The organism is Cnuibacter sp. UC19_7, from assembly GCF_042699995.1.
Taxonomy (GTDB): domain Bacteria; phylum Actinomycetota; class Actinomycetes; order Actinomycetales; family Microbacteriaceae; genus Cnuibacter.
In genome coordinates, this window is the sequence record NZ_CP170560.1 from 3,179,752 (window position 1) to 3,205,366 (window position 25,615).

The 25,615-nt window shown below is 65.8% G+C and carries 31 protein-coding genes; 29 read left to right on the top strand and 2 right to left on the bottom strand.

Annotation, left to right across the window (positions count from 1 at the left end; translation table 11 throughout):
* The first annotated feature begins 14 nt into the window (after positions 1 to 14).
* The 23 genes from ACFJGV_RS15115 (at position 15) to ACFJGV_RS15225 (ending at position 19,473) form a co-directional block, all read left to right on the top strand.
* Positions 15 to 1,697, top strand: a complete 1,683-nt coding sequence (locus tag ACFJGV_RS15115) for a hypothetical protein (RefSeq protein ID WP_378144806.1) — start codon at positions 15 to 17, stop codon at positions 1,695 to 1,697.
* Positions 1,694 to 2,998: a phage portal protein gene (locus tag ACFJGV_RS15120; protein WP_378144807.1), complete on the top strand. Its 1,305-nt coding sequence runs from the start codon at positions 1,694 to 1,696 to the stop codon at positions 2,996 to 2,998. The genes ACFJGV_RS15115 and ACFJGV_RS15120 overlap by 4 nt, the downstream gene beginning before the upstream one ends.
* Complete coding sequence (locus tag ACFJGV_RS15125) at positions 2,995 to 3,876, top strand: hypothetical protein (protein WP_378144808.1); 882 nt, start codon at positions 2,995 to 2,997, stop codon at positions 3,874 to 3,876. The genes ACFJGV_RS15120 and ACFJGV_RS15125 overlap by 4 nt, the downstream gene beginning before the upstream one ends.
* A gap of 66 nt (positions 3,877 to 3,942) precedes the next feature.
* On the top strand, positions 3,943 to 4,428 hold the full coding sequence (locus ACFJGV_RS15130; protein WP_378144809.1) for a hypothetical protein: 486 nt from the start codon (positions 3,943 to 3,945) through the stop codon (positions 4,426 to 4,428).
* A gap of 12 nt (positions 4,429 to 4,440) precedes the next feature.
* On the top strand, positions 4,441 to 5,619 hold the full coding sequence (locus ACFJGV_RS15135) for a phage major capsid protein (RefSeq protein WP_378144810.1): 1,179 nt from the start codon (positions 4,441 to 4,443) through the stop codon (positions 5,617 to 5,619).
* Positions 5,620 to 5,676: 57 nt separating this feature from the next.
* Positions 5,677 to 6,123 (top strand): Gp19/Gp15/Gp42 family protein, encoded by a 447-nt coding sequence (locus ACFJGV_RS15140; protein WP_378144811.1) that lies wholly within the window; start codon positions 5,677 to 5,679, stop codon positions 6,121 to 6,123.
* The gene (locus tag ACFJGV_RS15145; protein ID WP_378144812.1) at positions 6,120 to 6,452 is read left to right on the top strand and encodes a hypothetical protein; all 333 of its coding nucleotides are present in this window, start codon (positions 6,120 to 6,122) and stop codon (positions 6,450 to 6,452) included. The genes ACFJGV_RS15140 and ACFJGV_RS15145 overlap by 4 nt, the downstream gene beginning before the upstream one ends.
* Positions 6,453 to 6,461: 9 nt before the next feature.
* Positions 6,462 to 6,800 (top strand): DUF5403 family protein, encoded by a 339-nt coding sequence (locus tag ACFJGV_RS15150; RefSeq protein ID WP_378144813.1) that lies wholly within the window; start codon positions 6,462 to 6,464, stop codon positions 6,798 to 6,800.
* Complete coding sequence (locus ACFJGV_RS15155) at positions 6,797 to 7,201, top strand: hypothetical protein (RefSeq protein WP_378144814.1); 405 nt, start codon at positions 6,797 to 6,799, stop codon at positions 7,199 to 7,201. Before ACFJGV_RS15150 ends, ACFJGV_RS15155 begins: the two co-directional genes overlap by 4 nt.
* Positions 7,202 to 7,256: 55 nt before the next feature.
* Positions 7,257 to 7,853, top strand: a complete 597-nt coding sequence (locus ACFJGV_RS15160; RefSeq protein WP_378144815.1) for a hypothetical protein — start codon at positions 7,257 to 7,259, stop codon at positions 7,851 to 7,853.
* An 88-nt stretch (positions 7,854 to 7,941) separates the two neighbouring features.
* Positions 7,942 to 8,295 (top strand): hypothetical protein, encoded by a 354-nt coding sequence (locus ACFJGV_RS15165; RefSeq protein ID WP_378144816.1) that lies wholly within the window; start codon positions 7,942 to 7,944, stop codon positions 8,293 to 8,295.
* Positions 8,217 to 8,708: a hypothetical protein gene (locus tag ACFJGV_RS15170; protein ID WP_378144817.1), complete on the top strand. Its 492-nt coding sequence runs from the start codon at positions 8,217 to 8,219 to the stop codon at positions 8,706 to 8,708. Before ACFJGV_RS15165 ends, ACFJGV_RS15170 begins: the two co-directional genes overlap by 79 nt.
* A 9-nt stretch (positions 8,709 to 8,717) precedes the next feature.
* Positions 8,718 to 11,369, top strand: coding sequence for a hypothetical protein (locus ACFJGV_RS15175; RefSeq protein ID WP_378144818.1), 2,652 nt, complete (start codon positions 8,718 to 8,720; stop codon positions 11,367 to 11,369).
* Positions 11,370 to 11,377: 8 nt separating this feature from the next.
* Positions 11,378 to 12,232 (top strand): hypothetical protein, encoded by an 855-nt coding sequence (locus ACFJGV_RS15180; protein ID WP_378144819.1) that lies wholly within the window; start codon positions 11,378 to 11,380, stop codon positions 12,230 to 12,232.
* Positions 12,233 to 12,235: 3 nt separating this feature from the next.
* Positions 12,236 to 13,237, top strand: coding sequence for a hypothetical protein (locus ACFJGV_RS15185; protein WP_378144820.1), 1,002 nt, complete (start codon positions 12,236 to 12,238; stop codon positions 13,235 to 13,237).
* Positions 13,238 to 13,246: 9 nt separating this feature from the next.
* Positions 13,247 to 14,050 carry a hypothetical protein gene (locus tag ACFJGV_RS15190; protein ID WP_378144821.1) on the top strand — a complete coding sequence of 268 codons (804 nt, stop codon included), beginning with the start codon at positions 13,247 to 13,249 and terminating at the stop codon, positions 14,048 to 14,050.
* Between the two features lie 12 nt (positions 14,051 to 14,062).
* Positions 14,063 to 15,202 carry a hypothetical protein gene (locus ACFJGV_RS15195; protein ID WP_378144822.1) on the top strand — a complete coding sequence of 380 codons (1,140 nt, stop codon included), beginning with the start codon at positions 14,063 to 14,065 and terminating at the stop codon, positions 15,200 to 15,202.
* 1 nt (position 15,203) lies between these two features.
* The gene (locus ACFJGV_RS15200) at positions 15,204 to 16,052 is read left to right on the top strand and encodes a hypothetical protein (protein ID WP_378144823.1); all 849 of its coding nucleotides are present in this window, start codon (positions 15,204 to 15,206) and stop codon (positions 16,050 to 16,052) included.
* A 16-nt stretch (positions 16,053 to 16,068) separates the two neighbouring features.
* Positions 16,069 to 16,530 (top strand): hypothetical protein, encoded by a 462-nt coding sequence (locus ACFJGV_RS15205; RefSeq protein ID WP_378144824.1) that lies wholly within the window; start codon positions 16,069 to 16,071, stop codon positions 16,528 to 16,530.
* Entirely contained in the window at positions 16,527 to 16,901 is a 375-nt protein-coding gene (locus ACFJGV_RS15210) for a hypothetical protein (protein WP_378144825.1), read from the top strand. The genes ACFJGV_RS15205 and ACFJGV_RS15210 overlap by 4 nt, the downstream gene beginning before the upstream one ends.
* Positions 16,898 to 17,278, top strand: coding sequence for a hypothetical protein (locus tag ACFJGV_RS15215; protein ID WP_378144826.1), 381 nt, complete (start codon positions 16,898 to 16,900; stop codon positions 17,276 to 17,278). Before ACFJGV_RS15210 ends, ACFJGV_RS15215 begins: the two co-directional genes overlap by 4 nt.
* A gap of 22 nt (positions 17,279 to 17,300) precedes the next feature.
* Positions 17,301 to 18,257: a hypothetical protein gene (locus ACFJGV_RS15220; protein WP_378144827.1), complete on the top strand. Its 957-nt coding sequence runs from the start codon at positions 17,301 to 17,303 to the stop codon at positions 18,255 to 18,257.
* A 1-nt stretch (position 18,258) separates the two neighbouring features.
* A complete protein-coding gene (locus tag ACFJGV_RS15225; protein ID WP_378144828.1) occupies positions 18,259 to 19,473 on the top strand; it encodes a GDSL-type esterase/lipase family protein in 1,215 nt (404 codons plus the stop codon).
* 88 nt (positions 19,474 to 19,561) lie between these two features.
* On the opposite strand, the gene ACFJGV_RS15230 is transcribed toward ACFJGV_RS15225, so the two are convergent.
* Complete coding sequence (locus ACFJGV_RS15230; protein WP_378144829.1) at positions 19,562 to 19,915, bottom strand: hypothetical protein; 354 nt, start codon at positions 19,913 to 19,915, stop codon at positions 19,562 to 19,564.
* Positions 19,916 to 20,013: 98 nt separating this feature from the next.
* Here ACFJGV_RS15230 and ACFJGV_RS15235 point away from each other — a divergent pair, with 98 nt between their 5' ends.
* The 5 genes from ACFJGV_RS15235 to ACFJGV_RS15255 all read left to right on the top strand — a co-directional run bounded on the left by ACFJGV_RS15235 (position 20,014) and on the right by ACFJGV_RS15255 (position 22,441).
* Positions 20,014 to 20,283 (top strand): hypothetical protein, encoded by a 270-nt coding sequence (locus ACFJGV_RS15235; RefSeq protein ID WP_378144830.1) that lies wholly within the window; start codon positions 20,014 to 20,016, stop codon positions 20,281 to 20,283.
* 143 nt (positions 20,284 to 20,426) lie between these two features.
* Positions 20,427 to 20,981 (top strand): Panacea domain-containing protein, encoded by a 555-nt coding sequence (locus ACFJGV_RS15240; RefSeq protein ID WP_378144831.1) that lies wholly within the window; start codon positions 20,427 to 20,429, stop codon positions 20,979 to 20,981.
* Positions 20,978 to 21,349: a type II toxin-antitoxin system death-on-curing family toxin gene (locus ACFJGV_RS15245; RefSeq protein WP_378144832.1), complete on the top strand. Its 372-nt coding sequence runs from the start codon at positions 20,978 to 20,980 to the stop codon at positions 21,347 to 21,349. Before ACFJGV_RS15240 ends, ACFJGV_RS15245 begins: the two co-directional genes overlap by 4 nt.
* A 154-nt stretch (positions 21,350 to 21,503) precedes the next feature.
* Positions 21,504 to 21,902, top strand: coding sequence for a hypothetical protein (locus tag ACFJGV_RS15250; protein WP_378144833.1), 399 nt, complete (start codon positions 21,504 to 21,506; stop codon positions 21,900 to 21,902).
* Positions 21,903 to 22,276: 374 nt separating this feature from the next.
* A complete protein-coding gene (locus tag ACFJGV_RS15255) occupies positions 22,277 to 22,441 on the top strand; it encodes a hypothetical protein (RefSeq protein ID WP_378144834.1) in 165 nt (54 codons plus the stop codon).
* A gap of 93 nt (positions 22,442 to 22,534) precedes the next feature.
* Here ACFJGV_RS15255 and ACFJGV_RS15260 read toward each other — a convergent pair whose 3' ends face one another.
* Positions 22,535 to 23,431 carry a YecA family protein gene (locus ACFJGV_RS15260; protein WP_378144835.1) on the bottom strand — a complete coding sequence of 299 codons (897 nt, stop codon included), beginning with the start codon at positions 23,429 to 23,431 and terminating at the stop codon, positions 22,535 to 22,537.
* A gap of 481 nt (positions 23,432 to 23,912) precedes the next feature.
* On the opposite strand from ACFJGV_RS15260, the gene ACFJGV_RS15265 reads away from it, so the two are divergent.
* Positions 23,913 to 25,607 (top strand): hypothetical protein, encoded by a 1,695-nt coding sequence (locus ACFJGV_RS15265; RefSeq protein ID WP_378144836.1) that lies wholly within the window; start codon positions 23,913 to 23,915, stop codon positions 25,605 to 25,607.
* The last annotated feature ends 8 nt before the right edge of the window (positions 25,608 to 25,615 follow it).

Consider the following 25,615-nt stretch of genomic DNA (forward strand, 5'->3'; position numbering starts at 1 on the left):
TCCCGGAGGTGGCTGTGACTGACGTTGCAGAGCTCCCGGTGCATCTCCGCGACCAGATGATGCTTCCTCCCCGTGAGCGGGTCATCACGCTCCGGCAGGACCTTCCTGAGCTGACGCTCGGGTGGGGTTGCATCGCATGGATCAGCGACAACCTGGTACACCCGAACGGTCCCCGGAAGGGTCTGCGCTTCACGCTGACCGAGTCGCAGGTCCGGTTCGTTCTGTGGTTCTACGCCGTGGACGAGGCGGGTCGGTGGCTGCACAACCGTGCGGTCCGTCGTCTCGCGAAGGGCTCGGGCAAGTCGCCGTTCGCCGCCGTGCTGGCGCTGCTCGAGCTGCTCGGCCCTGTCCGGGTGGAACGGTTCGACCCTGACGCCCCTGGCGGCGTGGTGGGTATGCCTGTCGGGATGCCGCTGGTGCAGATCGCGGCGACGTCGGAGAAGCAGACCGCGAACACGATGCGCATGGTTCGTGCGATGTCGCACAAGCGCACGAAGCTGGCTCAGAAGTACGGCCTCGATTCGGGGAAGACGTACATCGAGACACCTGAGGGTGGCCGGCTCGAGCAGATCACGTCGTCCGCGACAGCTGCGGAGGGCGCGGAGACGTCGTTCTCGATCGCTGACGAGACGGAGCATTGGCTGCCCGGTAATGGCGGGCCCGATCTCGCTGACACGCTCGTGCAGAACGCAGCGAAGACCGGCTCTCGTGTTCTGGAGACCTGCAACGCGTGGGTGCCTGGCATGGACTCGGTCGCTGAGAAGGTCTTCGACGGCTGGTGCGCCGAGCAGGAGGGCCTCACGGAGGGCTCGCAGACGATCCTCTACGACGCCCGCGTCGCGCCACCGAACGTGGTCATGCACGACGATCCCGAAGAGGGACAGGTCGGGCTCACTGAGGCGCTCCGGTTCGTGTACGGCGACTGTTTCTGGGTCGACCTCGTCGCGATCATGGCGACGATCCTGTCGCCCACCTACCCGGTCTCACGGTCGCGTCGGTTCTACCTGAACCAACCCAACAGTGTCGAGGACGCGTGGGTGACGCTGCAGGAGTGGTCAGTTCTCGCCGCCCCGGAGACGATCGTGCTCGAGGGCGAAGAGATCGTGATGTTCTTCGATGGCTCGAAGTCGAAGGACCACACGGCCCTGATCGGCTGTCGCGTGTCGGATGGGCACATCTTCTCGCTCGGCGTGTGGCAGCCCGGCACGTCAGGGTTCATCGACACCGACGCGGTCGACTCCGCAGTCACGCGAGCGTTCGACTACTACACGGTCGTGGCGTTCTTCGCGGACGTGCGTGAGTGGGAGTCGTACACGAAGACCTCGTGGCCGGAAGCGTACGGCGATCAGCTGAAGCTCTGGGCGGTCCCGCACGGGAAGCTGCCGCAGGCCATCGCGTGGGACATGCGCTCGCACTTCTACGAGTTCGCGGAAGCCTCCGAGATGTGCCTGGCCGAGATCCAGGATGGCGAGTTCACCCACGACGGCAACTGGGACGTATCCCGCCACGTCGGTAACGCTCGCCGCCGCGAGTACAAGGGCCGGATCTCGATCCGCAAGGAGTCACCCGACTCACCGAACAAGATCGACGCTGCCGTCTGCGTCATCGGCGCGCGCATGGTGCGGCGTCTCCTTCTCGCGTCTCCCGAATGGGAGGAACGCAACGCCGACACCGGATGGGGGCTGCTTCCGCGATGAGCTTCCTGACTCTCCTCAACTCGAACCCGCCGCACCTGTTCGACCGTGACCGGTACGAGGCCTACTTCGACGGCAAGAAGCGGCTCGACGCGCTCGGCGTCACGCTGCCGCCGGAGATGCGTGTCCTCGAACTGATCGTGGACTGGCCGCGAATCCAGGTCGAGTCGCTCGAGGAGCGCCTCAAGGTGCAGGGATTCTTCCGTGCCGGCGAGGACGAAGCGGACACGCGACTGTGGACGTGGTGGCAGTCCAACATGATGGACACCAACTCGTCGCTGCTGCACATCGAGACGTTCGTGCAGGGCCGAGGCTTCGGTCTCGTCGGCCCCGGGGAGGGCGACATCCCAAAGATCACCGTCCACGACGGGGTCGGGGTGCGCATCCGCACCGACCCGAACACGAACCGGGTCATCGAAGGCCTGATCACCTACAAGCTGGCCGACGGGTCGGACGGCGCGAGCTACTACACGCCCGGGAAGACGCAGACGTGGGGCAAGCTCAACGGCGTCTGGCGGTTGATGAAGCAGTTCGACTCCGGAATGTCGCGGGTGCCGCTCGTGCCGTTCGTGAACCGTGCCCGCATCGGCGACCGTCACGGACGCTCAGAGATGGTCGACGTGATGCGCGTCACTGACGCCGCGTCGAGGGCGATCACGAACCTGCAGGCCGCGCTCGAGCTCGTCGCGCTCCCCACCCGCTACTTCCTCGGCGGGGACGGGAAGACGTTCATCGACAAGGGCACCGGCAAGCCGATTCCCGAGTGGGAGGCGTACATCGGCCGGTTCGTGACGGGTCCTTCCGGGGCGAACGTTGGATCACTGCCGGGCGCGAACCTGGACCAGATCACGTCCACGATGCGTTTCTACGGGGCGATGGTGTCCTCTTCCACGGGCATGCCGCTGCACTACCTCGGCATCTCCGGCGACAACCCGCCGTCGGCCGAGTCGCTGAACGCGCAGTCGCACCGGCACATCACGAAGGCGGAGAAGAAGCAGACTCTCCTCGGCGACTCGTATAGCGAGCTCATGCAGCTCGCTGAGGAGCTCGTCGATGGCGGGGTGAAGCCTGACGCTGCACGACTCGAGACGGATTGGCGCGACGCGTCGACCCCGAACCTGCAATCCGTGGCGCAGGCGATCCAGTCCCTCGCACAGGGTGACCACCCGATCATCCCGCCGAAGGTCGCGCGCGACTATCTGCGGCTCACGCCGGAGCAGAAGCGGATCTCGGACGAGTGGGAAGCGAACAACCCGCTGCAGTCCCTGGCGAACGCGGTGGGGGCGAACGGTAGGGCGCAGTGACCCCGGCGCAGTACCGGCGTCTGCTCGATCTGGTGATGCAGCCGCTCGCCGCGGCTGTTCTCTACCTGACCCGTCAAGCGCTCCGGCTGGACGCTCCCGACGCGGTGAAGAAGGCCACGATCGTCCGCGCCGTGCTTCCCGAGGTCCGGGTGGCACGGCAGCGGGCGTGGATCGTGGCCGGCGAGTTCCTCACCGCGCAGGCCCGCGCGCAGGGGGTCAAGGCCGCGATCTCGATACCCACACTGCCGGGCTACCCGGACGTCGCCGTCGAAGCAGCACTCGACGAAGTGTGGGAGACGAACGACCCGGCCGCGGCACTGTCGTCGCGTCTCGTGCGTCACGCCGAGAACGCGGCCCGCGACACGATCGAGTCGGCCCCGACCGCGCCTCACACCGAGGTCGACGCGGACACACTCACCGCGGACGACTACCGGCCCTTCGCCCTTCTGGGGCTACCCGAGCCGGAGGGGCTGCGCGAGCAGCTCGAGTCCCCGGCCAGGAAGCGGCAGAGGCCGGTCGCGTGGGCACGGCAGCTCACCGGTGCCGACAACTGCGCGTTCTGCGTGATGCTCGCTTCCCGCGGCCCCGTCTACCGGTCAGCCGAATCCGCCGGGCGCGTGCCGGCGTCGCTGAAGTGGGCGGACGCGAAGGGCTACCTGAACTCGTTCCACGATCACTGCGACTGCCTCGTCGTCCCCGTCTACTCCTCCAAGACGTGGCCGGGACGTCGGCAGGCCGACGAACTGTACGAGTTCTGGAAGACCGCCACCGACGGCTACTTCGGGCAGGACGCGATGAACGCGCTCGCCCGCGAACTGTATCGCCGCCAGCAGGCAGGCGAAGCACCCATCGTCCCCGACCTTCGGGCCGCGGCGTAACCGGAGCCTGGCGCTCCACCAACATCCCGCTCACGGGCCAGGAGCCCAACAGACCAGGAGTCGAGCATGTCCACCGAAACCAGCCCCTCATCGACTAAGCGCCCGATCGAAACTCTCGACGACGCTCTCGCCGTGATCGAGGACCTCCGCAACAACGAGAAGGCCCTCAGGAAGCGTGCGCAGGACGCCGAGTCGGAGCGCGACGACCTGGGACTCCAGGTCAGCGGTCTCCAGACCCAGATCGACGAGCACACGAAGACCCTCGGCGAGCGAGACACCGAGCTCACCAACGAGCGGTTCGGTCGCCTCCGCGACCGTCTCGCTCACGACCGCGGCATCCCCTCCGACATCGCCGAGTCCATCAACGCGGCCGATGAGGAGACCCTCACCGCGCGCCTCGACGCCCTGGCGGCGTTCCGAGGCAACACCTCCACGCCCGTGCCGGAAGAGCCGGCCCCGCGTGAGCAGGACCCAGCCCAGGCGGCACCCCAAATCCCCAACGAACAGGAAGAGCAGCTCGCACTCGCGAACCAGTTCTTCCAGACCTCATAAGGAGAACCATCCATGGTTACCACCATCGAGGGGCTCGACGCCGACGGCCTGGTCCCCAAGCCGATCGCGACCGAGATCCTCACCAAGGCCGCTGAGGCCTCCGTCGTCCAGCGTCTCGCTGGCACCATGCCCGTCCCGCTCGAGGGCGCGGCCGTCGCAGTCCAGACCGGACACATCGAGGCCGGCGTCGTCGGCGAGGGAGAGCTGAAGCCCGTCGGCGGCACCTCCTACAGCTCGAAGACGATCAAGCCCATCAAGGTGGCCGCGATCTCGATCCACTCGAAGGAGCTGCGGCGACGCAACCCCCTCGGCGTGCTCGAGAACATCAAGGCGGACCTGTCCGGCGCGATCACCCGCTCCTTCGACCTCGCCGTCATGTACGGCCGGAACGCGAAGACCGGTGGCCTGATCAGCGATGTCGAGTACATCAACCAGACCACCAACCGGGTCATCCTCGGCACCACCGCGATCACCGACGGTGGCATCGCGAAGGACCTGCTCAACGGGTACGACCTCGTCGTCAACGGCGACCAGGTGAACGACGACTTCACCGGCTTCGCAGCCGACCGTCGCCTCCGTTCCCGCCTCGTGGGCGCGGTCGACAACCAGGGCCGACCGATCTTCCAGCAGTCGGTGGACCTGAAGAACCCCGTCGACAACGTCCTCGGCCTCCCGGCCGCGTACGGCAAGGCCGTCTCCGGCCGCGTAGGCGCTTCCCCGGCCAGCAACGTCCTCGCGTTCGGCGGCGACTGGGGCGGCATCAAGTACGGCTTCGCCGAGCAGATGACCCTGTCCGTCTCGGACCAGGCCACCATCGTCGACGGCGGCGACACGTACCACCTCTGGCAGCAGAACCTCGAGGCGTACCTGGTGGAGGCCATCTTCGGATGGGTCATCACCGACACCGACAGCTTCGTCGCCTACCAGAGCGCCGCCGTCACCCCGGCCGTCACCGCCGCTACCCCCTCGGGCGCTGCAGCGGGAGCGACCGTCACCGTCGAGGGCTCCGGCTTCACCGGCGTCTCCGGTGCCGGCGGGGTGAAGTTCGGTTCCTCGAACGCGACCAGCTACACCGTCGTGGACGACTCGACCATCGCGGCCGTCGTCCCCGCCGGTTCGGCAGGCACCGCGAACATCACGGTCACCAACGCGGCCGGCACGTCGAACTCGTTCGGCTACACCCGCGGCTGACCCACCGAGCGGGCGGAGCCACCACACTCCGCCCGCTCACCACCCAGGGAGGACACCATGCCGACGATCGCAGCCAAGACCGACGTGCAGGTGTCCCTCCTGCGGGCTCTCACGCCCGTAGAGGACGAGTACGCAGACCGGCTCCTCCGACGCGTCGAGGTCATGCTCCTCGTCCAGATCCCCGACCTGAACGACCAGGTCGAAAAGGACGACACCCTCCGAGAACTCGTCACGGCGATCGAAGCGGAGGCTGTCGCCCGCGTCTACCGCAACCCCACCGCTCTGAAGCAGGAAGCGGACGGGTCCTACAGCTACAGCATCAACACCCTCGTCGCCTCCGGTCTCCTCGACGTCCTCGCCTCTGACTGGGCACGTCTCGGCTACGGCAACACCGGCATCAGCTCCTCAGCTGGAGCGATCGACGGGTACGCCAAGGCCCGCTACAACGGTCGCCCGGACCTGTGGTTCCAGTCCGGTTGGCCCGGCGGGAGGACCTTCCTGTGAGCCTCCTCGACCAGCCGCCACACACCGTGACCGTCCAGAACCGTGTGCGGACTCGCGGCGCGCACGGGGAGACCCTCACTCCCTCCGGTGCGCCGGTCCCCGCCTACGGTTCTCTGCAGCCTCTAAGCGCGACCGAGTCGGCCCTGTTCGACGGCACGGTCGCGCTCACGCAGAAGCGCTTCATCTGCCGCGACTGGCCCGGCAACGCGGACTCCGAGGTCACCGCCGCCGACGGGGTCTACGACTGTGTCGGAGACCCGCAGCACCGAACCATGTCGCCCCGCACTGCGCACTGGGAGATCACCCTCAAGCGGCGGGCCGACAGCTAGGGAGCCATCGTGCAGTGGGATCTCAGCGACCGCGAGTTCAACCGTCAACTCGGTGAACTGGTCAGCGACGACGTCAACGAAGTAGGCCAGGCGATCCTCGCCGAGGCACGAGCGGACGCCACCCGGCACCGCATCACCGGCGACTACCAAGCGTCCCTGAAGATCCAGAAGGGCCGGATCGACACGATCGTCTACTCCGACAGCCCCCTCGCCGGCAACATCGAGCTCGGCCACATCTCGGCCCTCCCCAACCTGCGGGGACGCCTCGTCTGGGTGCGCGGGCTTCACATCCTCCGCAACGCTGCTACCCGCGTCGCAGGCAGCCGGAAGGGACGGTCGAAGACGTGATCGACCACGACGCCCTCGTCTGGGCTCTCTTCACGCGCGACACCCCGGCCGGGACGTTCATCAGCAACGAACTGAACCTCTCCGCCACCACACCCATAGCCACCCCGGCAGTCATCTACAGTCTCGCCAATTCGGGTCAGACCCAGAACGGGCCCGGCCTGTGGACCGGTGACCTCGACGTCCAGGTGATCGGCAAGCCGGACGAAGCATGGACGCTCGCCTCCGACCTGTACGACGCGATGCACGCCTGGGCGGACGAACAGACCGGGATCATCGCCGATGTCGGTCACGTCCAGGACCTCGACGACAACACCGCGTTTTCACGTTCCTCGACCACGCAGACGGTCGGGAAGGGCGTGGTCCAATACGCCGGCAGCTTCGCTGTGGCACTCAGAAACTAGTCCATCTCCTGCGCCCTCTAGGGCGGGTCCGCAAAACCAACCAGGAGGAAAAATCATGGCGGGAGACGCCACCACCCTCGTCGTGCCCGGGCACGGCACCGTGTTCACGGCGGCGGCCAACACCGCCATGCCCGCGACTGGGCTCGAAGCCTTCTCGCTCGCGGGCACCCCACCCACCGGCTGGACCAGCCTCGGCCACACCTCGAAGCAGAACACCGTCGCGTTCTCGACGGACGGCGGCGACGCCAGCAGCCTCGGAACGTGGCTCGAGGACGCCGTCCGCACCATCTACGCCGCCACCAACTGGGCGCTGACGGTCAACGGCCTGCAGGTTGACAAGCCCACCCTCGACCTGTCCTTCAACGGCGGATTCGACGAGGACGACGGCTACATCGTCCCCGGCAGCAACGCGGGCAAGGCCGTCGCCATGTTCGTCCTCTGCCAGGACGGCAGCGGACAGCTCGGCTTCTACATCCCGAACACGTCCACCAAGCTCGGCTCCGCCCCGTCGATCGACACCGAGAACTTCTTCGAGCTCCCCCTGTCCTCCAACATCCTCTCCGCGAGCACCTCCGTGATCCCCGCGCTGCCCGACGGCCGCAGCGGAATCATGAAGATCTACAAGACCGGACTGGAAGCACCCGGAGCGTAACAAGCCCCGGGGGCGCGCGCAGTTTTTGCGGACCCGCGCGCCCCCGGCCTCTTCCATCCGGTCCGCACACAACGAAGGGTCCGCATCCATGACCACCAAGAAGACCGCCCTCGAAGAGCACGACGACGCCCTGAACGAGGAGCAGGTCCTCGCAGGAGTGCCCGCCCTGCTCCCTGCCGAGCAGTTCCGGCAGCGTCAGCGCTCCGCGATCACGAAGATGTTCTCCCGCCTGCGAGGCGTCATCGACGACGACGGCAACGTCGACCTCGAGGACGAGGACACGCTCGCTCTGTTCCTGGACCTCCTCGCCGACGCCGACGAGTTCTTCGAGACCATCGCCGCCGACAAGGCCGCGTACGCCGAATGGTCGACGGGTCTGAAGGACTCGGAACAGATCTTCGGCACCTTGATCGCCAAGTACGGGCGGGCAGTGGGGGAATAGTCGCCGTCTCCGAGCATCTCGACGCTCACCCCGAGCTGCTCGGAGACTTCCAGACCATCTACGGCCTGAACATCCGCGACGTCCTCACCGGCCGCCTCGACGCACGATACGCGCTGGACCTCATCCAGGGTCTCCTCGCCCAGCCATCGTCACGGTTCCGGGCGGAGTGGCTGCAGACACATCCCGCTGAGGCGACGTCGGAGGAGTTCCGCACTTCGTTCTTCCAATGGTCGCAGGACACCGCGATCTTGAGCGCGCTCTACAACCTCGTCGCCGGAGTCGCCGTGGGCAAGAAGGCCGAGGGCCTCCTCATCCGCTCGCCCGGCGCTGAGCCGCGCACGCGACTGTTCGCGAAGACCATCGCTGACTTCGACACCGACCTGTTCATGGCCGAGATCGCGGGAACCACCTAGGAGGCGTCGATGGTCGGGGTCAAGCGCGTCTTCGTCAAGGTCGTCCCCGACCTCACCGGGTTCAAGGCCGACGCGTCGAAGCGGCTGAAGCAGATCCAGGCCGGCCTTCAGGTGGCAGTCAAGCTCGTCATCGACGGGGACCAGCTGGCCCGCGACACGAACCGGGCCCGCGAGGAAGCGCAGCAGACCGCCGGACGCAAGCCCATCAAGCTCGCCGTCGAAGCCGACACAGAGAAGGCCAACCACGACCTCGAAGAGGTGTCCGGCACCCGGAACGCTACCGTCAACGCGGACGCCGACACCGGCAAGGCCGAGGTCAAGCTCGACGTCACCGCCCGCAACCGGCGCGTGAACATCGACGTCGCCCTCGATTCCCTGTCGCTAGCGAAGGTCCGTGGACAGCTGCTCGGCCTGACCGGTATCCGGCCCGTGGTGGAATCTCTGGACAAGCTCAACAGCGTCTTCCAGAACCTCGACCGGGCGGTCCCGAAGATCGCCGCCGTCGCTCTCGCCGTCGGTTCGCTCGGGTCGCTGGCACTGACCAGCGTCGGCGGACTGGTCGGCGTCATCGGCGCGATCTCATCCCTCGTCGCCCTCGCAGCCCCGCTACCCGGACTGCTCGCCGCGGCCGGAGTCGCCGCGGTCGTCATGGGGGTGGCGTTCGCCGCGGCCGGCACGAAGCTCGAGAGCCTCAAGCCGGTCTGGGAGTCGCTGAAGTCGACGATCCAGGACAACTTCTGGGAGCAGGCTCAGCAGCCCATCCTCGACCTGGTCAACGACATCTTCCCGCAACTGCAGGACGGTCTCGGCCAGGTCGCGAACTCGCTCGGCGGGTGGGCCGCATCCGTCGCGTCGTCGTTCCAGACAGCATTCGGCGGCGGGGTGCTCGTCGGCATGATGAGCAAGCTGGCGGAGGCCATCAACAACTCCACGGTCGGCACGGACGCGTTCGCGCAGTCCATCGCCACTCTCGGCACGTTCGCCTCCCAGTACCTCCCCGGCATCGGTACATGGTTCTCGGAGATCTCGGTCCGGTTCAACAACTGGCTGCAGATGGTCGCCAACTCCGGCCAGCTCGCCGCCTGGGTCGACACGGCCATGACCGTCCTCACCCAGCTGGGGTCCGTCATCACGTCGGTGGTGTCGATCTTCAACGGGTTCATCTCGGCCGCTGAGGCGGCAGGGGGCGGGGGCCTGGCGACGCTGGCGACCGGCCTCGGCCGCATCGCCGACGTCGTGAACGGTCCCGCGTTCCAGAAGGGTCTCACCCAGATCTTCGCGGGCGCGGCGGCCGGCGCGGATGGTCTCGCTGCAGCGCTCGGGCCGATCGGTGACATGTTCACCAACCTCGCCCCCGTCATCGCGGGCAGCCTCGAGCTGATCGGCTCGACGGTCGGTGAGCTGCTCGGCACCATCGCGACCGCACTCGCAGACCCGACAGTGTCCGACGGTCTGAAGCTGATGGTGCAGGGCATCGCAGACGGCATCTCCGCGCTGCAGCCCGCCATCGAGCCCCTCGCCGGAGTGCTCGCCACCGTGATGCCCCTCATCGGCACGCTGGCGTCCACGCTCGGCTCGGTGCTCTCCGACGCCCTCGTGGCGGTCGCGCCGCTGATCACCACTCTGGTGGACGCGATCCAGCCGCTGATCCCGATCATTGGCGAGGCACTGTCGTCGGCGCTGCAGTCGATCATCCCCGCGTTCGTGCAGGTCGCACAGGACGTCCTGCCGTCCCTCATCGAGGCGATCACCACGGTGGTGCCGCTCATCCCAGAGCTGGCGCAATTCCTCGGTGACCTCCTCGTGCAGGTAGCGCCGCTGGCGGCTCAGTTCCTGCAGACTTTCTTGCCCGCCCTGATCCAGCTGATCCCCGCGATCATCGCCATCCTCGACGCGATCATCCCACTCATCCCGATCCTGACCGCGATGGGTGCCGGTGCGCAGATCCTGGCCGGCATACTCTCCACAGTCCTGGTCGTGTCCTTCAACGCGATCCAGGCCGCCGTGGCATTGGTGACCGCGATCGTGACGGGCAACTGGTCCCAGTTCACGTCGAAGATCATGGACCTCACCAAGTCGCTGGGGAGTGGACTGTCGGACATCTGGAACGGTGTCGTGACTTTCATGAACAGCATCTTCGGTGGGCTGATCAACACCCTCGCGGGGATCTTCCGGAACATCGTGCTCACGATCTCCGGGTTCGCCACCGACGCGTTCAACGCGGGCAAGTCGATCGTCGAGGGCATCGCGAACGGCATCCGGTCAGCCATCAACATCGTGAAGGACGCTATCGGCGGCGTCATGAACGCCATCGCGAACTTCCTCCCGCACAGCCCTGCGAAGGAGGGCGCGTTCTCTGGGAAGGGCTGGTCGTTCTTCTCGGGACAGTCGATCTCGGACGACACTGCGCGCGGCATTCAGTCGCGCCTGGCCGGCGTGCGGGTCGCGGCGTCGAGTCTCGCGGACGCGGCGTCGTTCACGCCCGATGGGTTCTACTCCATCGATGGTCTCACCCGGAACCTCCTCACCGTCACGGGCGGTGGGGGTGGTGACGGTGTGATCGGTGCGGGGAACAGCTTCGACATCACTGTCAACGAGGTGTCCGACCCGATCGGCACCTCCATGGCGATCGCGAACCGCATCCAGGCTCTGGCCGTCTAGGAGGTCTGATGGGCATCCCGTTTGGCCTGACCAACGTCAACATGCGAGGCCTCGACCTCTGCGGAGTCGACACGGACACAGGTGTCGCGTTCGGTGTTACCTCCCTCGACGGGTGGGAGGGGGCACCGGCCGCGACCACTCGTATCGAGCAGCGCAGCCTCCGCAGTGGCGGCATCGTCTCCACCGCGTACTCCGCGGGCAGACACGTCACCGTGAAGGGCTGGCTGCACACCTACGACCCGTCGAAGATGCTCGCGGCGAAGGACAAGCTGAAGCAGGCATTCGGACGCACCGACGGTCTCCTCACCGTATACGAGCTCGGCGTGCCCCGCTGGGGCATGTTCCGGCGCGAGGACGAACCCGTCATCAACCGGAAGACCCGCTGGTACGCCGAATGGTCCATGCAGGTCGTCTCGGCCGACTGGCGACTCTTCGGGCCGACCCTGACGAAGTCGACGTCACTGCCATCCACGTCGGGCGGACTCGCGCTGCCGACAACTGTCCCGTTCCTCATCGGAGCGACAACCGTGACCGGGCAAGTGACTCTCACCAACCCCGGCGACGAGGTCGGGCCCGTCACGCTCCGCATCGACGGCCCCTGCCACGGCCCCGTCATCACCCACCGCGGCAGCGGGCTGTCGCTGCAATTCTCCTCATCCCTGGTACTCGGGTCCGGGGAGTGGCTGCTCATCGACATGGAACGCCGTCAGGCCCTCGCGAACGGGCAAGTGTCCCGGTCCGGCTACATCACCTCGCGTGGCTGGTCAGGGTTCGAGCCGGGCGACAACACCTGGGCGTTCACCGCCGCGCAGTACGACGCCGGCGCGACCCTCACCGTCACCGCAACACCTTCCTGGGAGTAGAGCATGGTCGACACTATCTGGCCCGCAGACGCCGTCAACGGCGCACCTCTCTACTCCGGCAGGAAGCTCCGCCAAACGCAGTCCCCGCTGCAGGTGATGGGTACTTCCGCCCGGCCTCTCGGAGCACGCACCGGCGTGAGGCCCGGCACTCCGACGAACACGGTCACCGTCACCTCCACCACGTGGACATGCAAGCCGATCGCCGGAACCGCCGATGTCGTCGCCGCAGCCGAGGCGGGACCGTACACGTTCGCGTTCGACGCCAACGCTACGGGCGCTCTCGCCGCGGCAGACGGCAGCCATGACCGTATCGACATCATCTACATCCAGATCGATGATCCCGCGGAAGGTGATAGTACTTCAGCGCCGGCCGCGACAAGGAAGTATTTCGCGGGAACGCCCGGTTCGAGTGCCGCCCCCGCACCTCCCGTCGCACGGTCTTTCGTCATCGCCCAGATCGCTGTACCCCGATCAGGCGGAGGATCACCCTCGGTGACGTGGGTGGCCCCCTATACAGGTGCGGGGGTCGTCCCAGTCCGCTCGACGACCGAGCTCGACGCATGGGCCGCTCCTGACGGGACCGTGGCCGTGCAGCTCGACACAGGCGCGGTCGTGCCCCGTGTCGGCGGTGCCTGGCGCAAGAGGACCACCGACAACGGATGGTCCGTCGACCATCTGATGAGCGGCAAGCGGATGTACCGACGACAGTTCGCTCCGTGGTCGTCCCCGAACCCCTTCGGGGCCGCGGGCGGATCGTTCTGGGTCCAGGACCGCACGACCGGGCTGACTCCCCCTGCGGGCAGGGCGTGGGACGACTTCTCCATCAGAGTCGACGTCTGGCCCACCGACATCACCAACAACGCCGAGCAGCAGGTCCTGCGCGGCAACCTCACGAAGGCAACCGGCACCGACCCCGCCAACCTGCGCATCTTCAACCCGAGCGGAATCAGCGTGGCGACGACCTACCAGAGCGTCGCCTGCTCGGTCACCCTCACCGAACTGTAGGAGCGCCCCATGACCACCCTCGACCCCGCATCAGCCATCGACTACGCACTGTCGCAGTCCCGATGGCGCGCATCGGGACTCTGCCTCGAGTTCGTCGACCACTGCTTCGGACAGCCAGGTTCACGTCTGGGCGACAACGGCGGCCCCCGCAACGGCTCCTGGCAGGAAGCCAAGGATGGCTACTACTTCAGCCGATACCAGCACCTAGGCGACATGAACCCGCCCCCCGGCGTGCCCGTCTACTGGGAAACCGGCCCGTCCCGCAACGAAGCAGGCCACATCGTGCTCAGCCTCGGCGGCGGATGGTGCCGCACCACCGATTATGCCGGGGCTGCTTCCGTCTCCACCCAGACGATCGAGTCCATCACCCGTGCCCGCAGGTGGAGCCGACACCCCGACGGAGGATACCTCGGCTGGACCGAGGACTACGGCGGCAACCCCATCGCCGGGATCACCGGCACCACCCACCCAGACGCAACACCGTTCAAGGAGGACGACAGCATGAGCGCAGCAGACGTCGAACAGCTCAAGGCCTACATCGACCAGCGACTGATCCCGGGAGGGTTCCTGCTCCAGTGCTCGGCACCCGGCTGCGGTATCGCACTGGTCGCCCCCGGCTACTTCAACGGCCTCTCCGGCGAGCAGGTCGAGCAGCTGATCCCCATCTACGGCATGCCGCTCGACTGCGGCGACAACAAGCGCGCATGGGACGTGAGGGTCTCCTCCCACCTGCAGGGACAGGTGCCCGGCGCGATCCCGCGGGAGCTGGCCGAGTCCGCCCTCGCGGCGATCAGCAAGCTCGCCGGCAACTGATAGGAGTGCTGCATGGGGCTGCAGTGGGTATCCGTCGAAGCGCGGACAGGCAAGATCATCACTGACCTTCCCGACCTGGTCGCGACGAAGGCGAAGGTGTCGCTCGGCCGGTACGAGCCCTGCCCTGTGACGCTGCCCCTCACCACCGCACCCGAGAACTGGGTCCGTGCCACGAAGCCCGGCGCATCCGTGCTCCTGCTGCTCGGCGACAATCCCGAGGACCCCGCGCACGGCATCCCCTTGACCGGGCTGCTCGTGCTGCAGCGCCCACGGACTGAGAAGGATGAGCTCGACCTGTCGACCACGACGATCGAGGGCTACCTTGATCGTCGATTCGTGGGTGACCGGAGCTACGTCAACGTCGGCCAGAACGCGATCATCGCCGATCTGGTGACCAGCTTCGTCGCCGCGTTGGGAATCCCCATCCGTGTCCAGTACGTCACCAGCGGCGCGGGCAAACTCCGGAAGCGGACCTACCAGGATCAGGACGACAAGACCGTCTACTCGGCCCTGTCGGATCTGATGGGGGTCCGGGACGGGCCTGAGTGGACGATCGGGTGGGAGTGGCAGCACAACCCGGAACGCCTCACCCCTGTCCTATACGTCGGTGACCGGATCGGCCGCACCGCACCAGTGGGGTTGAACCCGTCCGCGTCGTTCGAGATCCCCGGGTCCGTGCGGTCCTTCAAGTACCTGGAGGACTACTCGAGCCGGAAGGGCGCGAACTCGGTCGTCGCCACATCGTCAGGGCAGGGCGACACCCGCCCGCAGTCGTCCCCGCATGTCGTGGCTGACGTCGACCGTCCCCGGTTCGAGTTCCGCTGGTCGCCGTCCTCGTCCATCACGGACACGGACACACTCGACGACTACGCGGCCGAAGGGGTGAAGGCACTCGCGGAGGGCACCAACACCATCCAGATGACCGCCGACCTCGACACCGCACCCCAGCTCGGCACCGACTGGGCGCTCGGCGACGACGTTTACTACGTCATCGGAGGCCACGACTCCACTGGCGCTGACACGGTCCCGAGCATGCCCGGCGGCAAGGAGGGCGTCGCCCGCGCTATCGGGTGGGAGATCGACTTCAGCGAGCCAATGACAATCACCCCAACGCTGCTGCTGCCCGGACTGGACGACACCGAAGAGGAGTGACATGGCCAACCCCGGCACTCCCGCGTTCAGCATGCCACCCGCCGAGGACGAGACCGTACGCGCCCAGGCGGACGTCGAGCGCCGACAGCGAGAGGACGCCGCCGCCCGCACCCTCGAAGCCGCGACCATCGGCTCCGGCGGCCTCACCGTCAAGGGCGGCTTCATCGACCTCAAGGAGGGCTCCTCCCTCCACGTGTCCGGTGAAGCCGTCTTCGACGGCGATGTGTCGCTCCCGGCAGGCTCGCTGAACACGCCGGGCGGGTCCATCGGTGCCGGACAGGACATCACCGCCGGACAGGACGTGATCGCAGTCCGCGACGTGAAGGCCGGCCGTCACGCCGACGTCGACCAGAACCTCACGGTCGGCGGCAACGCCACGGTCACAGGAGACGTCACGACCCAGGCTCGGGTGCGCGCTGCAGGCGACATCGAGACCACCGGTACCGTCGGCCTGCTCCGCTCGGTCGGGTCGCGGAACTACATCGTCGGCACGAACTACGCGGGAGCGTGGATCAACGTCGATGGCACCATCGGCATCTCGCCGTCGTCTCGCCTGTTCAAGGGCGCGATCCGGGACTGGTCGTTCGACCCGCAGAAGCTGCTGCAGGTGCAGGCGAAGTCGTTCGTCTACAAGCAGAGCCCGGTCCCGTACCAGGCCGAACGGCAGGTCGGGTTCATCGCTGAAGACCTCGACGAGCTCGGCCTGTCCGCGTTCCTGTTCTACGACGACACCGGCGCGGTCCAGGGCATCAACTACGACCGTCTCACCGTGGCGCTATTCGTCCTCGCCCAGTGGCAGGAACAGCGTCTCAGCGCGATCGAGCAGCGCCTCAGCGCAGCCGGAATCTGACCTCAGGAGGAACGGCATGCGCCGACTGTTCGCCGCTTCGATCTGGGCCCCAGGTGCGATCCCGCCGGACGAGTGGAAGTACCGCAACCTGAAACGGGTGTGGCTGCCGCTCTACGACCTCATCGCGATCTACGCGGGACTCCAAGCCGTCCTCTACGGGTCGACGATCCTGAACCGCCTGTTCACCCCCGACATGGTCGATGCCTTCGGAACCGCCATGGTGATCGTGGCTGTCGTCTGTCTCGCTGGCGTCGCATTCCCGCACCTGTGGCTGATGGAGATGATCGGCAAGGTGATGCTCGTCGGCCTCGTCGCCGGGTACGTAACGACGATCCTCCTGCTCTCCGAAGCGCCCACCCCGAACCTGTTCGTGGTCGGGATGCTGACATGGGGCCTACCGATGTCGTTCTTCCGACTGAACCTGCTCGGCGAGGAAGTGAAGGAACGCCGCGACAGTGCGTCGGAGGTGGGCAAATGATCCCTCCCGAATGGGGAATTCCTCTCGCCATCGCAGGCTTCACCTTCGCCGGCGTCCTCGTCACCTACGCAGGGACGCGTGGAACGACCCGTGCGAACGCGAAGACAGCGCTCGACGCACGCATCGACGCTCGAGTGAAGGCCGAACTCGACCGCGTCTACACGCGCCTCGACGAATTCGAGAACCGCGACGTGCGCCGCACCAGCGCGTTCACCCGCATCCTCCGCGCGATTGCCGCGCAGTGGACAGGCGACTCGCGTGGACCTGACCTCGATCCCGCAGACATCGCCGAGATCGAAGACACCATCCCGCCGCAGTGGATCAGGCGGCACCCCGAAATGCTCAACAACTCGAAGGAGACAACATCGTGAGCAACGCTCTCTCCGCCCTCTGGGCGTCCATCGTCCGCACCATCGTCCCCCTCGTCGTGGGAGCGGTCGTGTCATACCTCGTGTCGAAGGGTGTGACTCTCGACGAGCAGTTCGAGCCGCTACTCGGGACCGCGCTGACGGTCGCGTTCTCGGGCCTCTACTACATCGCGGTGCGTCTGCTCGAGACGTACGTGACACCGAAGCTGGGCTGGCTCCTCGGCCTCGCGAAGACCCCCACCGACTACACGGCAGAGTCGCCCGCGAAGCAGCCCCACGAGGCGGACCCCACCCCCGTCGGCGCGGACTACACCCCTCAGCACGCCGCACCGGTCGACGCCACCCCGGCGGAGAACCCGAAGAACGCTCCCACCGTCTGACCCCTCCCTGAAGGAGACACCAGTGAGCATCCTCACCGACCTCGGGATCGCGGTCTGCACCCTCACCTACGGCAAGGACTCATCCTTCGCCGGGGTGAACGCAGCGACCACGATCACCATCACGCCGAAGGGCGCGAACAACGCCAAGCTCGCGCTCGTGTGGGATGCCACCGGTGACAGCTTCCAGTCCTTCGAGGACAAGGCGTCCGCCGACCCGGGAGTGGTCGGCACGATCGACGTCCCACAGACCGGTCAGGACGGGTTCCTGATGAACGGTCAGCCGTTCAAGGACTGGTACTACGAGGCCAACGTCCGATCCTCGATCGCCGGCCAGAACGACATCGTCCGAACCTACCGGTTCCAAATCCCGGCCGGCACCACGTCGCTCGACGTAGACCGGCTGCCGCTGCAGGGCCAGGTGATCCTCCCTCCCGTGGTCGCGCCCACGGTGCCGGTCACGTCGCTGAACGGGCTCACCGGCCCGGTAACTCTCGACGCGTCCGACATCGACGCGATCCCGAGCGACCTGAAGGGTGCCCCTGGCGGTGTCGCCGAGCTCACCTCTGGCGGGCTGGTGAAGGAGTCACAGCTGCCGTCGCGGCTGTCTGCGGCGAACATCGAGCAGATCGACGAGGCCGCCTCTGAGGCGCTCGACACGATCACCGACGGGCGGCTCTCGGCACCGTCACTAGCTGCCACGATTGCGACGCTCAAGCAGTGGGCACGCAACCCCGACATGCTCATCGCCGGAACCGTCACCAGAGACAGCAACGGCGCGGCCACCAGCGCACCGGTGACATGGCCGGACGGCAGCCCAGGAACGTACACAGCGGACACCGTCTCGACGACCTTCCCCGGGGCGGTCGACGCCTATCACATCACCTACGGCTCGCCCGTAACCAAGACCTTCACCCAGCCTGCCGTGACGCGGAACGCAGCAGGCGCGCCCACCAACGTTCCGCAGATCGTGGTGAGCTGACATGGGAATCCTCGACGCGCCTCCGATCGATGCCACAGGGCGAGCACTCTCGACTTTCCCTGTCGCCCCGCTCTACGCCCTCCCGCGCGGAGGCAAGACCATCATCCTCGGCGACTCCCTCATCGCCACCAACGAGACCAGCGGAGCGAGCATCACTCGCTCCGACTCGTCCGCCGCGCACATGGGCTTCGCCTCCTCGGGGAAGCTCTGGAACGCCTACAACGCAGGAATCGCTGGGAACACGAGCGCGCAGATGCTCGCCCGCTTCGACACCGACGTGCTCGCCTACAAGCCAGGCATCTGCGTCATCGCGGCAGGCACCAACGATGCCCGCACGGGCGTCACCCTCGCGACCTACATCACCAACATCAAGGCGATCGTCGCGAAGTGCTTCGCCGCCGGGATCTTCCCTGCCATCCGCACCGTCCCACCCTGCTATGACACCGCAGGGTCCGGCGGTGAGGCGGCCGTGCGTCAACGCATCTCCTCCTACAACGCGTGGATCAGGGAATGGGCTCCGACACTCGGCATCCCCGTCATCGACGTGTTCAGCGAGTTCGTCGACCCCACGAACGGCCGCATCAAGACCGCGTACGCGTACGGTGACGGCATCCACTTCCTCGTCGATGGCTATGCCAAACAAGGCCAGATGATCGCCGCTGCGCTCGCCCCGTACATCGGGGCGGCCCTGCCGTACCTCGCCACGGACGCCGGAGACCCGACCGATCTCCTCTCCGGCACTGGGCTGTTCCTGGGTGCGCCCGCAGGGAATGGGCTTCCTGCCGGATGGTCGACCGGCGACGCCGCCCACGCAACGTTCTCTGTCGCCGCGAGCCCTGATGGCTTCGGCAAGGAGCTGACCCTGACCGCCGTGGGCGACGTCGCATACCAAGTGCAGGCCTATCGGTTCGTGAACACCGGTGTGGCCGCTGGAGATGTGGTCGAGGTCGGCGGCGTGCTGTCAAGCACACAGGCGTCCGGTCACACTGCGGCGGTATCGATCGCGTTCCAGGGCAGCCCCGCAGCCCCCGCTTCGATCACCCGCCAGACAAACATCACGCTCACCGGCGGTTCCTTCTACGAGCGGTTCACGGTACCTTCCGGAACAGTCGGTGGATTCCTGCTTCGCATCTACGCCGGCCCCTCGGCGGGCACCGCGAAGTTCCGCCGTCTGCGGGTCCGGAATCTCACTGCGCTGGGGATCGCGACCGTCTAGCTGAGCGCAGTAGTGACCGGTGTAGTGCACCTCACGCACGACTGAGCCCCGGCTCTCCCACTGCGGGAGGGTCGGGGCTCTTCGTCGTTCAGTCGTGACTTGGCTCGTCGAAGAGGCCCACGAAGGAGGGACCGAGGTCACCTGGCTCGGCGAACACGGCGGTCGGGGTGAGTTGCTCGAGTGTGCGCTGCAGCTGCCTGGCCGAGAACCCGAAGTCGGGCTCCTCCCACTCCCAGGCATGCTCTACAGTCAGCATCCCGACACCGCCACCGAGCACCATCGAAGCCATCGATGATGTTGACGCGCCGTCAACGATCACCGGGAACTTCACGACCTGGGCTCTGCCACGATCCGCGAGAGCCGCCATGAGCTCGACCAGCACCCCCGCGACATCGTTTGTCGTGATGACGTGGTCGCCGGCGTAGGAGATGCATCGCATCATCAACCGTGACTCGGCCCCGGCTTCACGCCAAGGGATCGACAAGCCGACCGATCCGTGTATCCGTGACATCCGGCCCGGTCTGTGCACACCATGGAGTCATGACCCAGGAACCAGAGAGGGCCCCGACCGTCCGACGCAAGCCGCCATGGTGGGTCGCCACACGCACGAGACAGTCAGCGGTCATCGCGACGTTCCTATGGTCCTTCATCTTCATCCTCCAAGCCGTCTTCCTCATCATCGAACTGCACGACAACGGGGAAGCGGCCTGGTTCCGATGGGCTGTACCGGTACTCAACCTGGTGATCGTCGTCGGCTACTTCGCCTCGGTCGTCTACTACACCCGCCGTCCCGACGCCGAGACGTACTAGCCGCAGCACGGAGCCCCTGCCTCTCCTACGGGAGGGACCAGGGGCTCTCTTGTCGTTGCTGGGGAGACTGTCAGTCCTCGCCGCTATAATTCACGGTTCAACACGGTCCGCGACTGTATGGTGATGGCGAGAGGGGGCGGGACATGTCGACGCAGGCAAGCGCGATGCAGGTGGCTCAGTACATTCAGCAAAAGGGCGTGTACGGCGACACCCAGCTCCAGAAGCTCCTCTACTACGCGCAGGGATGGACTCTTGCCTGGTTCGGGAAGATGCTCTTTCAGGACGAGATCGAAGCCTGGCAGGGTGGTCCAGTCGTCCCCGAGGTCTGGGCCGCCGGGAAGTCCGGCAATCTAGCCAGGACCACGGCCGGCGAGCTCCCCCCTGCGCAGAAGGCCGTAGTTGACGCTGTCTACGACTGCTACGGCAACCACGGGGGCCGGGCATTGAGCGAGCGGACCCACCAGGAGCAGCCGTGGAAGGATGCCCGCGGAGACCTAGGCCCTGGGCAGCGGTCGAGTCAGCCCATATCTCGACGCACCATGCGTCGGTTCTTCACGGAGGTTGCGCTCTCGGGCGAGGGACTGATCCCTACAGCCCCCGTCATCAAGAGCGACGCGGACGGCGACAAAGTGCGCAACGTGACCACGGAGCAACTCGCTCGGTGGAGTGACGCACTCGCGGCGCTCGCCAAGCAGTGACCGACTTCCTGTCGTTCGAGCAAGTGCTCGAGATCCACAACGAGATCGAGCCTTGGCCCTTCGTCCTAGGTGGGGAAGCGAAGCTGGCGGGTGCCGTGGGGCAACCTAGCCAGACATGGGAGGGCGTCTGGCTATACCCGACGCTACTGCACCAGGCCGCAGTGTTGCTTGTGCACGTGTGCCAGGCTCACGCTTGGGAGAACGCCAACAAGCGAAGCGCCTGGATGGCGTGCACCGTGTTCCTTCAGATCAACGGCGTGCAACTCACCGAAGTGCCGACTCGGTCGGTCGTGAAGCTGATGACCGACGTGACGAACAAGCGGTCGAATGTCGCCGACGTGGTCCTCTGGCTGGCAGACAGGACTTAGAACTACCGCCCCCTCTGGGACGACCTACCCTGGTCGCCCGGAGGGGGCGTATTCTGCGGAATAGTGCACCTGACGCACGACTGAGCCCCTGGCTCTCCTACGGGAGGGCTGGGGGCTCTTCCGTCGTTCCGGGAATCATCGGTACAGTCACGCCATGACTGATATGAACGACGTTCTGTCGGTTGTCCGGGGGCTCACTCTCTCTGAGGCGACCGTTGATACTCCTCAGGCTCTGGACAGCCTGAGGCACCTCAAGGACGTGACCCAAGCCGTCGATGACGACGGGGCTGGTCTAGCCGAGTGGCTCAGCGACGAGCACTACGCCGCGGGTGTCCTTCTGACGGCAGCGACAATGAACAAGCGGGCGGCGGTATCCGGGATAGGGAACCCGTTCAATCGGCAATCACGGGCGACCATCATCAGCCGCTTCAACGCCTGGGCGGCACAGTTCGCTGATCGCATCCGCGCGTATCAGCTGGGGAAGGCCGACGTCCCGTTGTACCTCGCGCGCCTCTCTCGATTCAAAGAGGACCCGATCAACAATCAACCGTGAGCTGTCTAGGGCGTCGCTTCGCTACCCACGCCAGCGGCGCACCGCTAGCCTCATCTCGGGTGGGGTTCGTCTACCTGGGAACGGCCGCGTACTCCACCCACTAGTAACCACCGACTGGTGAGCTGGTGACGGGTAAGTGTGCGACGAGTAGCACGAGGGTCATGATCGTGATCAGCAGGATGGGTGCCACCCCGAACACGATCCACGCTTGCCACTGACGCATTCGGCCCCCCAGCCTTGTCGCCTGTGGGCAGGCTAGTCCGAGTTTGAGAGGGTGTCGATCCTCCCGTTAGGGTCGAGATTACGGGCGGGGCCGGCTGATTCTGGCGTGCAACCTGGGAGGTCGGCTCCGCCTCCTCCTCGAAAGGCCACGCATGGAGATTCCCACAACTCGTCCCGAGATCCAGAAGCTCCTGTCTCAGAAGGTCCGCGAGGCAAACGCTGCCCGGGACGCCGGCAACATCCCGCTGATGGTGGAGCGTCAGGACGAGCAGAAGATCCTGCTCGACGCATGGGACGCGGCGTCGAAGGAGAGCTAACCCGCTCGAGTGGGCCTGCTCCTTCGCCCGTAGGCTCGCATCATGGGGAGTCAGACGCTCGCGGTCCTACACGCCGCAACACGACCGCAATGCCTAGAGTGTGGCTCCGTGGCATTTCCCGTATAGCTTCCCGCTTCCGCAGGGACACGTGAGGCGAGCGTCGACCTTAGGTACAGCAATCGGCGGTCCGTCGACAGAACGCACTTCCATGCCCCGGGTTGCCAAAAATACCCCAGGCTCGATCTCGTTGATGCTGTCCCCGACATACGTCGCCGCGGAATTGACGGCCGTGTGGTAGCTCCACTCGACCCCCATGAATGGCTTACGCAAAATCACTGCATTAGCTTGCATCCCGACAGTGGTGAAGGCGGACGCTTGGATCGGCAGGAGATCGAGAAGCTTGTCACGGATGGCGCTTGGCGGCTTGCCTGGTGCGAGGAGGGGCCTCAAGGCAGTTTCCATCAGCGCTGGGTCGAGCGCTTCGTAAGCGCCGATGCGCTGGATCAGTGTCACCTCTTCGGGCGGAACGTCGGACTTAGGCCTGATGAAGTAAGGTGCGAAACTCGTCCAGGCCTCCGGCTCATCATGAGACCCCCACACCTGAAAGTTGCTGATGAGGGCCTGGACGAGTTGATAGTGGTCGCCTATGACTATGTAACCCGTGATCATGACGGTTAGTCGACGCTGGGCCGGCGTTAGTCGTTTGCCAGGCCAGGTCTGGAAGACGCCTGTCAGTTCCTGCGCGACTGAATGCACGAAGCCATCGTGATCCTCGGGTGAAACTCGTTGAGCTACGTCCATGAACATGTCGAGAAGGACGGTGTTGGTAGAACGATTTCCAATCGCTGCAATCCCGGTGTACCCGACAACGAGCTGCCGTTTGTCGAGGTTTACATGGATCGCTTTGGTCTCCTCGTCGGTGACTACCGAGCCGACGTTGCCGTTAAGTGCGGTCAGTCGCCGGTCTGACACCTGGACGACGAACTCCATGTTCGCTCCGACTGTAATCAGTGTCACGCAACTCCCCCTGCCACTGCACCCACCCGGCCGAGAGCCTATCGAAGCAGCTCACGAGCTGCTACCAACCCGGGGTTGTAGGTCCTCTTGGCCGGCGTAGTGCACCTCACGCACGACAGAAGAGACCCCCTCGGGGCTGGCCTACGAGCCGGTTCCGAGGGGGTCTCTTCGTCATCGGGCATGCCTTCGGTGTAATCGCGTGGATCACGGCACTTCGTGATCGGGAAAACAAAGATTGATCTTTCGGAAGGGGTACCGATAGCGTCCGGAGTGGGGGGAATCAAAGCACAACGCACTCGAGTCGCACCGCGGATGGGGTCCACGGTGTGAGCCTTCTGCTTCGCCTCACATCATCGAATGTGAAAGGTACCTGATGACACTGTCATCTCAGGATGCTGTCGCGGCCGTGAAGGCTCGGCAGCACCGTCCAAATCGGGCCCGAAGGTTGCTGGGCATGGTCGCCGCAGTATTCGTCGCCATCTCCGCCTCCATCGCGGCACTGCCGGCGGCACCGGCAGAGGCTGCAGTTCAGTGCGGGGCGGCGTGCGTGAACGTCTCCTCCGACCCGGCGCAGTTGGCGCAGGAGCTGCTGAATGGATCGTTCTCGTCGAACCCTCCCGCGATCATCGCGAACGAGATCCAGCCCACAGCGAACGGGACGGTCTCGGCTGACTGTGCGGTCGACACCCGCGTCCTGCAGCTGCTGGTGATCGTGCAGCGTAACTGGGGAAGCGTGCAGGTCAACGACCTCAACCGCTGGTGCGCCAACGACGGGACCTACACCTGTAACGCCAACCCGAGTCCAACCCACTGTCACAAACCGGGGACTGCCGTTGACTTCGGCAGGATCGGTGGAAGCAGTGTCATCGGTGCGGATGCTCGTTCCATCGAGGTCATCAGGTACATCAACTCTTTCATGCCGGTTGGGGCGAGAGTCGGACAAGCGCAATGTCGGGGTACCTCGATGTCCAGTCTTCTGCAACAGGGCGACCCGAACACTGAGGTCTATCTGGCGCAGTTCAACGACACATGCAACCATCTGCACGTCGATTTCTATGGAGTGGGGGGATCGCTTCGTCTCCCGAGCTCGCCGCCGCCTCCCGCGCCGCCGATCAACGACGCTGCCCCGGCCGTTCTTCAGCTGCCCGGAAACAAGCTCGCTCTGTATGAGATCCGCACGGACGGGAAGCTCTACGGAGCGGCGCAGACCGAGTCCGGTGGCATCTTCAGCGCGTGGTCGGAGATCGGTGTCGGAGCCGCTAACCTCGTTGGTCGCCCCTCCGTAGTTCAGCGTTCGGATGGTGTCATTGCTGTCTATGCACGCACGTCGGATGGAGCGCTCGTCGGAGCATCGAACCAGGTTGAAGGCGGGGCGATCCAGGGCTGGGGTCCGGTGGGTGTCGGCGGAAACGGCATCATCGGCGACCCGCAGGCATATGTGACCCCCAACGACCGACTCGGCGTCGTCGCGGCCACTATCGACAACACTCTCGCGGAGTCGCATCAGACGACCAAGGGCGGTGCTTTCGGGACCTGGGCGAAAATCGGTACGAACAACGTTCCGGTGAACGGCCGGCCTGCGGTTGAAGTCAAATCGAACGGTGCGATAGACGTCTACGCCCGCACGGTAAGCGCCACCATCGCGAGGGTGTCGCAGACCACCCAAGGCGGCAGCTTCCTGGCCTGGTCCACCGTGGGAACTTCGGGTAACGGGATTACAAGCGAGCCCGAGGTGCTCAAACTCCCGAACGGGAAGTACGCGGTCTACGCAACGACAGGCAGCGGAACCGTGGCAGGGGTGGGCCAGAACCCGACGAGCGATGCGTTCGGATCATGGACCACCATCGGTGGGGCACGCAATGACCTCATCGACACCCCGAGCGCCGCGATCGCACCCAACGGCACTATCGTCATCTACGCGAAGACCACCGCCGGCAATATCGTCGGTGCGGGACAAAGCGCCGCGAACGAGGTGTTCGGCAACTGGGGTGTCATCGGCGTAAGTGGTAACGGTATCGCATCCCAGCCCAACGCGATCGTGATGTCGAGCCTGATCTCGGTGTACGTACGTACCGGCGATGGACACACCTCCGGTGTCACCCAGGTTGGAGTGGGCGACTCGTTCGGCGGATGGATTCAGCTGAGCTAGGCGGCAAT

Excerpts from the sequence above, each read along its gene's own strand:
- ACFJGV_RS15160 (WP_378144815.1), top strand. The coding sequence starts at position 7,257 with ATGGCGGGAGACGCCACCACCCTCGTCGTGCCCGGGCACGGCACCGTG.
- ACFJGV_RS15180 (WP_378144819.1), top strand. The coding sequence starts at position 11,378 with ATGGGCATCCCGTTTGGCCTGACCAACGTCAACATGCGAGGCCTCGAC.
- ACFJGV_RS15205 (WP_378144824.1), top strand. The coding sequence starts at position 16,069 with ATGCGCCGACTGTTCGCCGCTTCGATCTGGGCCCCAGGTGCGATCCCG.
- ACFJGV_RS15200 (WP_378144823.1), top strand. The coding sequence starts at position 15,204 with ATGGCCAACCCCGGCACTCCCGCGTTCAGCATGCCACCCGCCGAGGAC.
- ACFJGV_RS15225 (WP_378144828.1), top strand. The coding sequence starts at position 18,259 with ATGGGAATCCTCGACGCGCCTCCGATCGATGCCACAGGGCGAGCACTC.
- ACFJGV_RS15130 (WP_378144809.1), top strand. The coding sequence starts at position 3,943 with ATGTCCACCGAAACCAGCCCCTCATCGACTAAGCGCCCGATCGAAACT.
- ACFJGV_RS15235 (WP_378144830.1), top strand. The coding sequence starts at position 20,014 with ATGACCCAGGAACCAGAGAGGGCCCCGACCGTCCGACGCAAGCCGCCA.
- ACFJGV_RS15265 (WP_378144836.1), top strand. The coding sequence starts at position 23,913 with ATGGTCGCCGCAGTATTCGTCGCCATCTCCGCCTCCATCGCGGCACTG.
- ACFJGV_RS15165 (WP_378144816.1), top strand. The coding sequence starts at position 7,942 with ATGACCACCAAGAAGACCGCCCTCGAAGAGCACGACGACGCCCTGAAC.
- ACFJGV_RS15255 (WP_378144834.1), top strand. The coding sequence starts at position 22,277 with ATGGAGATTCCCACAACTCGTCCCGAGATCCAGAAGCTCCTGTCTCAG.
- ACFJGV_RS15260 (WP_378144835.1), bottom strand. The coding sequence starts at position 23,431 with ATGGAGTTCGTCGTCCAGGTGTCAGACCGGCGACTGACCGCACTTAAC.
- ACFJGV_RS15140 (WP_378144811.1), top strand. The coding sequence starts at position 5,677 with ATGCCGACGATCGCAGCCAAGACCGACGTGCAGGTGTCCCTCCTGCGG.
- ACFJGV_RS15240 (WP_378144831.1), top strand. The coding sequence starts at position 20,427 with ATGTCGACGCAGGCAAGCGCGATGCAGGTGGCTCAGTACATTCAGCAA.
- ACFJGV_RS15230 (WP_378144829.1), bottom strand. The coding sequence starts at position 19,915 with ATGATGCGATGCATCTCCTACGCCGGCGACCACGTCATCACGACAAAC.
- ACFJGV_RS15195 (WP_378144822.1), top strand. The coding sequence starts at position 14,063 with ATGGGGCTGCAGTGGGTATCCGTCGAAGCGCGGACAGGCAAGATCATC.
- ACFJGV_RS15250 (WP_378144833.1), top strand. The coding sequence starts at position 21,504 with ATGACTGATATGAACGACGTTCTGTCGGTTGTCCGGGGGCTCACTCTC.
- ACFJGV_RS15170 (WP_378144817.1), top strand. The coding sequence starts at position 8,217 with ATGGTCGACGGGTCTGAAGGACTCGGAACAGATCTTCGGCACCTTGAT.
- ACFJGV_RS15120 (WP_378144807.1), top strand. The coding sequence starts at position 1,694 with ATGAGCTTCCTGACTCTCCTCAACTCGAACCCGCCGCACCTGTTCGAC.
- ACFJGV_RS15210 (WP_378144825.1), top strand. The coding sequence starts at position 16,527 with ATGATCCCTCCCGAATGGGGAATTCCTCTCGCCATCGCAGGCTTCACC.
- ACFJGV_RS15175 (WP_378144818.1), top strand. The coding sequence starts at position 8,718 with ATGGTCGGGGTCAAGCGCGTCTTCGTCAAGGTCGTCCCCGACCTCACC.
- ACFJGV_RS15185 (WP_378144820.1), top strand. The coding sequence starts at position 12,236 with ATGGTCGACACTATCTGGCCCGCAGACGCCGTCAACGGCGCACCTCTC.
- ACFJGV_RS15190 (WP_378144821.1), top strand. The coding sequence starts at position 13,247 with ATGACCACCCTCGACCCCGCATCAGCCATCGACTACGCACTGTCGCAG.
- ACFJGV_RS15135 (WP_378144810.1), top strand. The coding sequence starts at position 4,441 with ATGGTTACCACCATCGAGGGGCTCGACGCCGACGGCCTGGTCCCCAAG.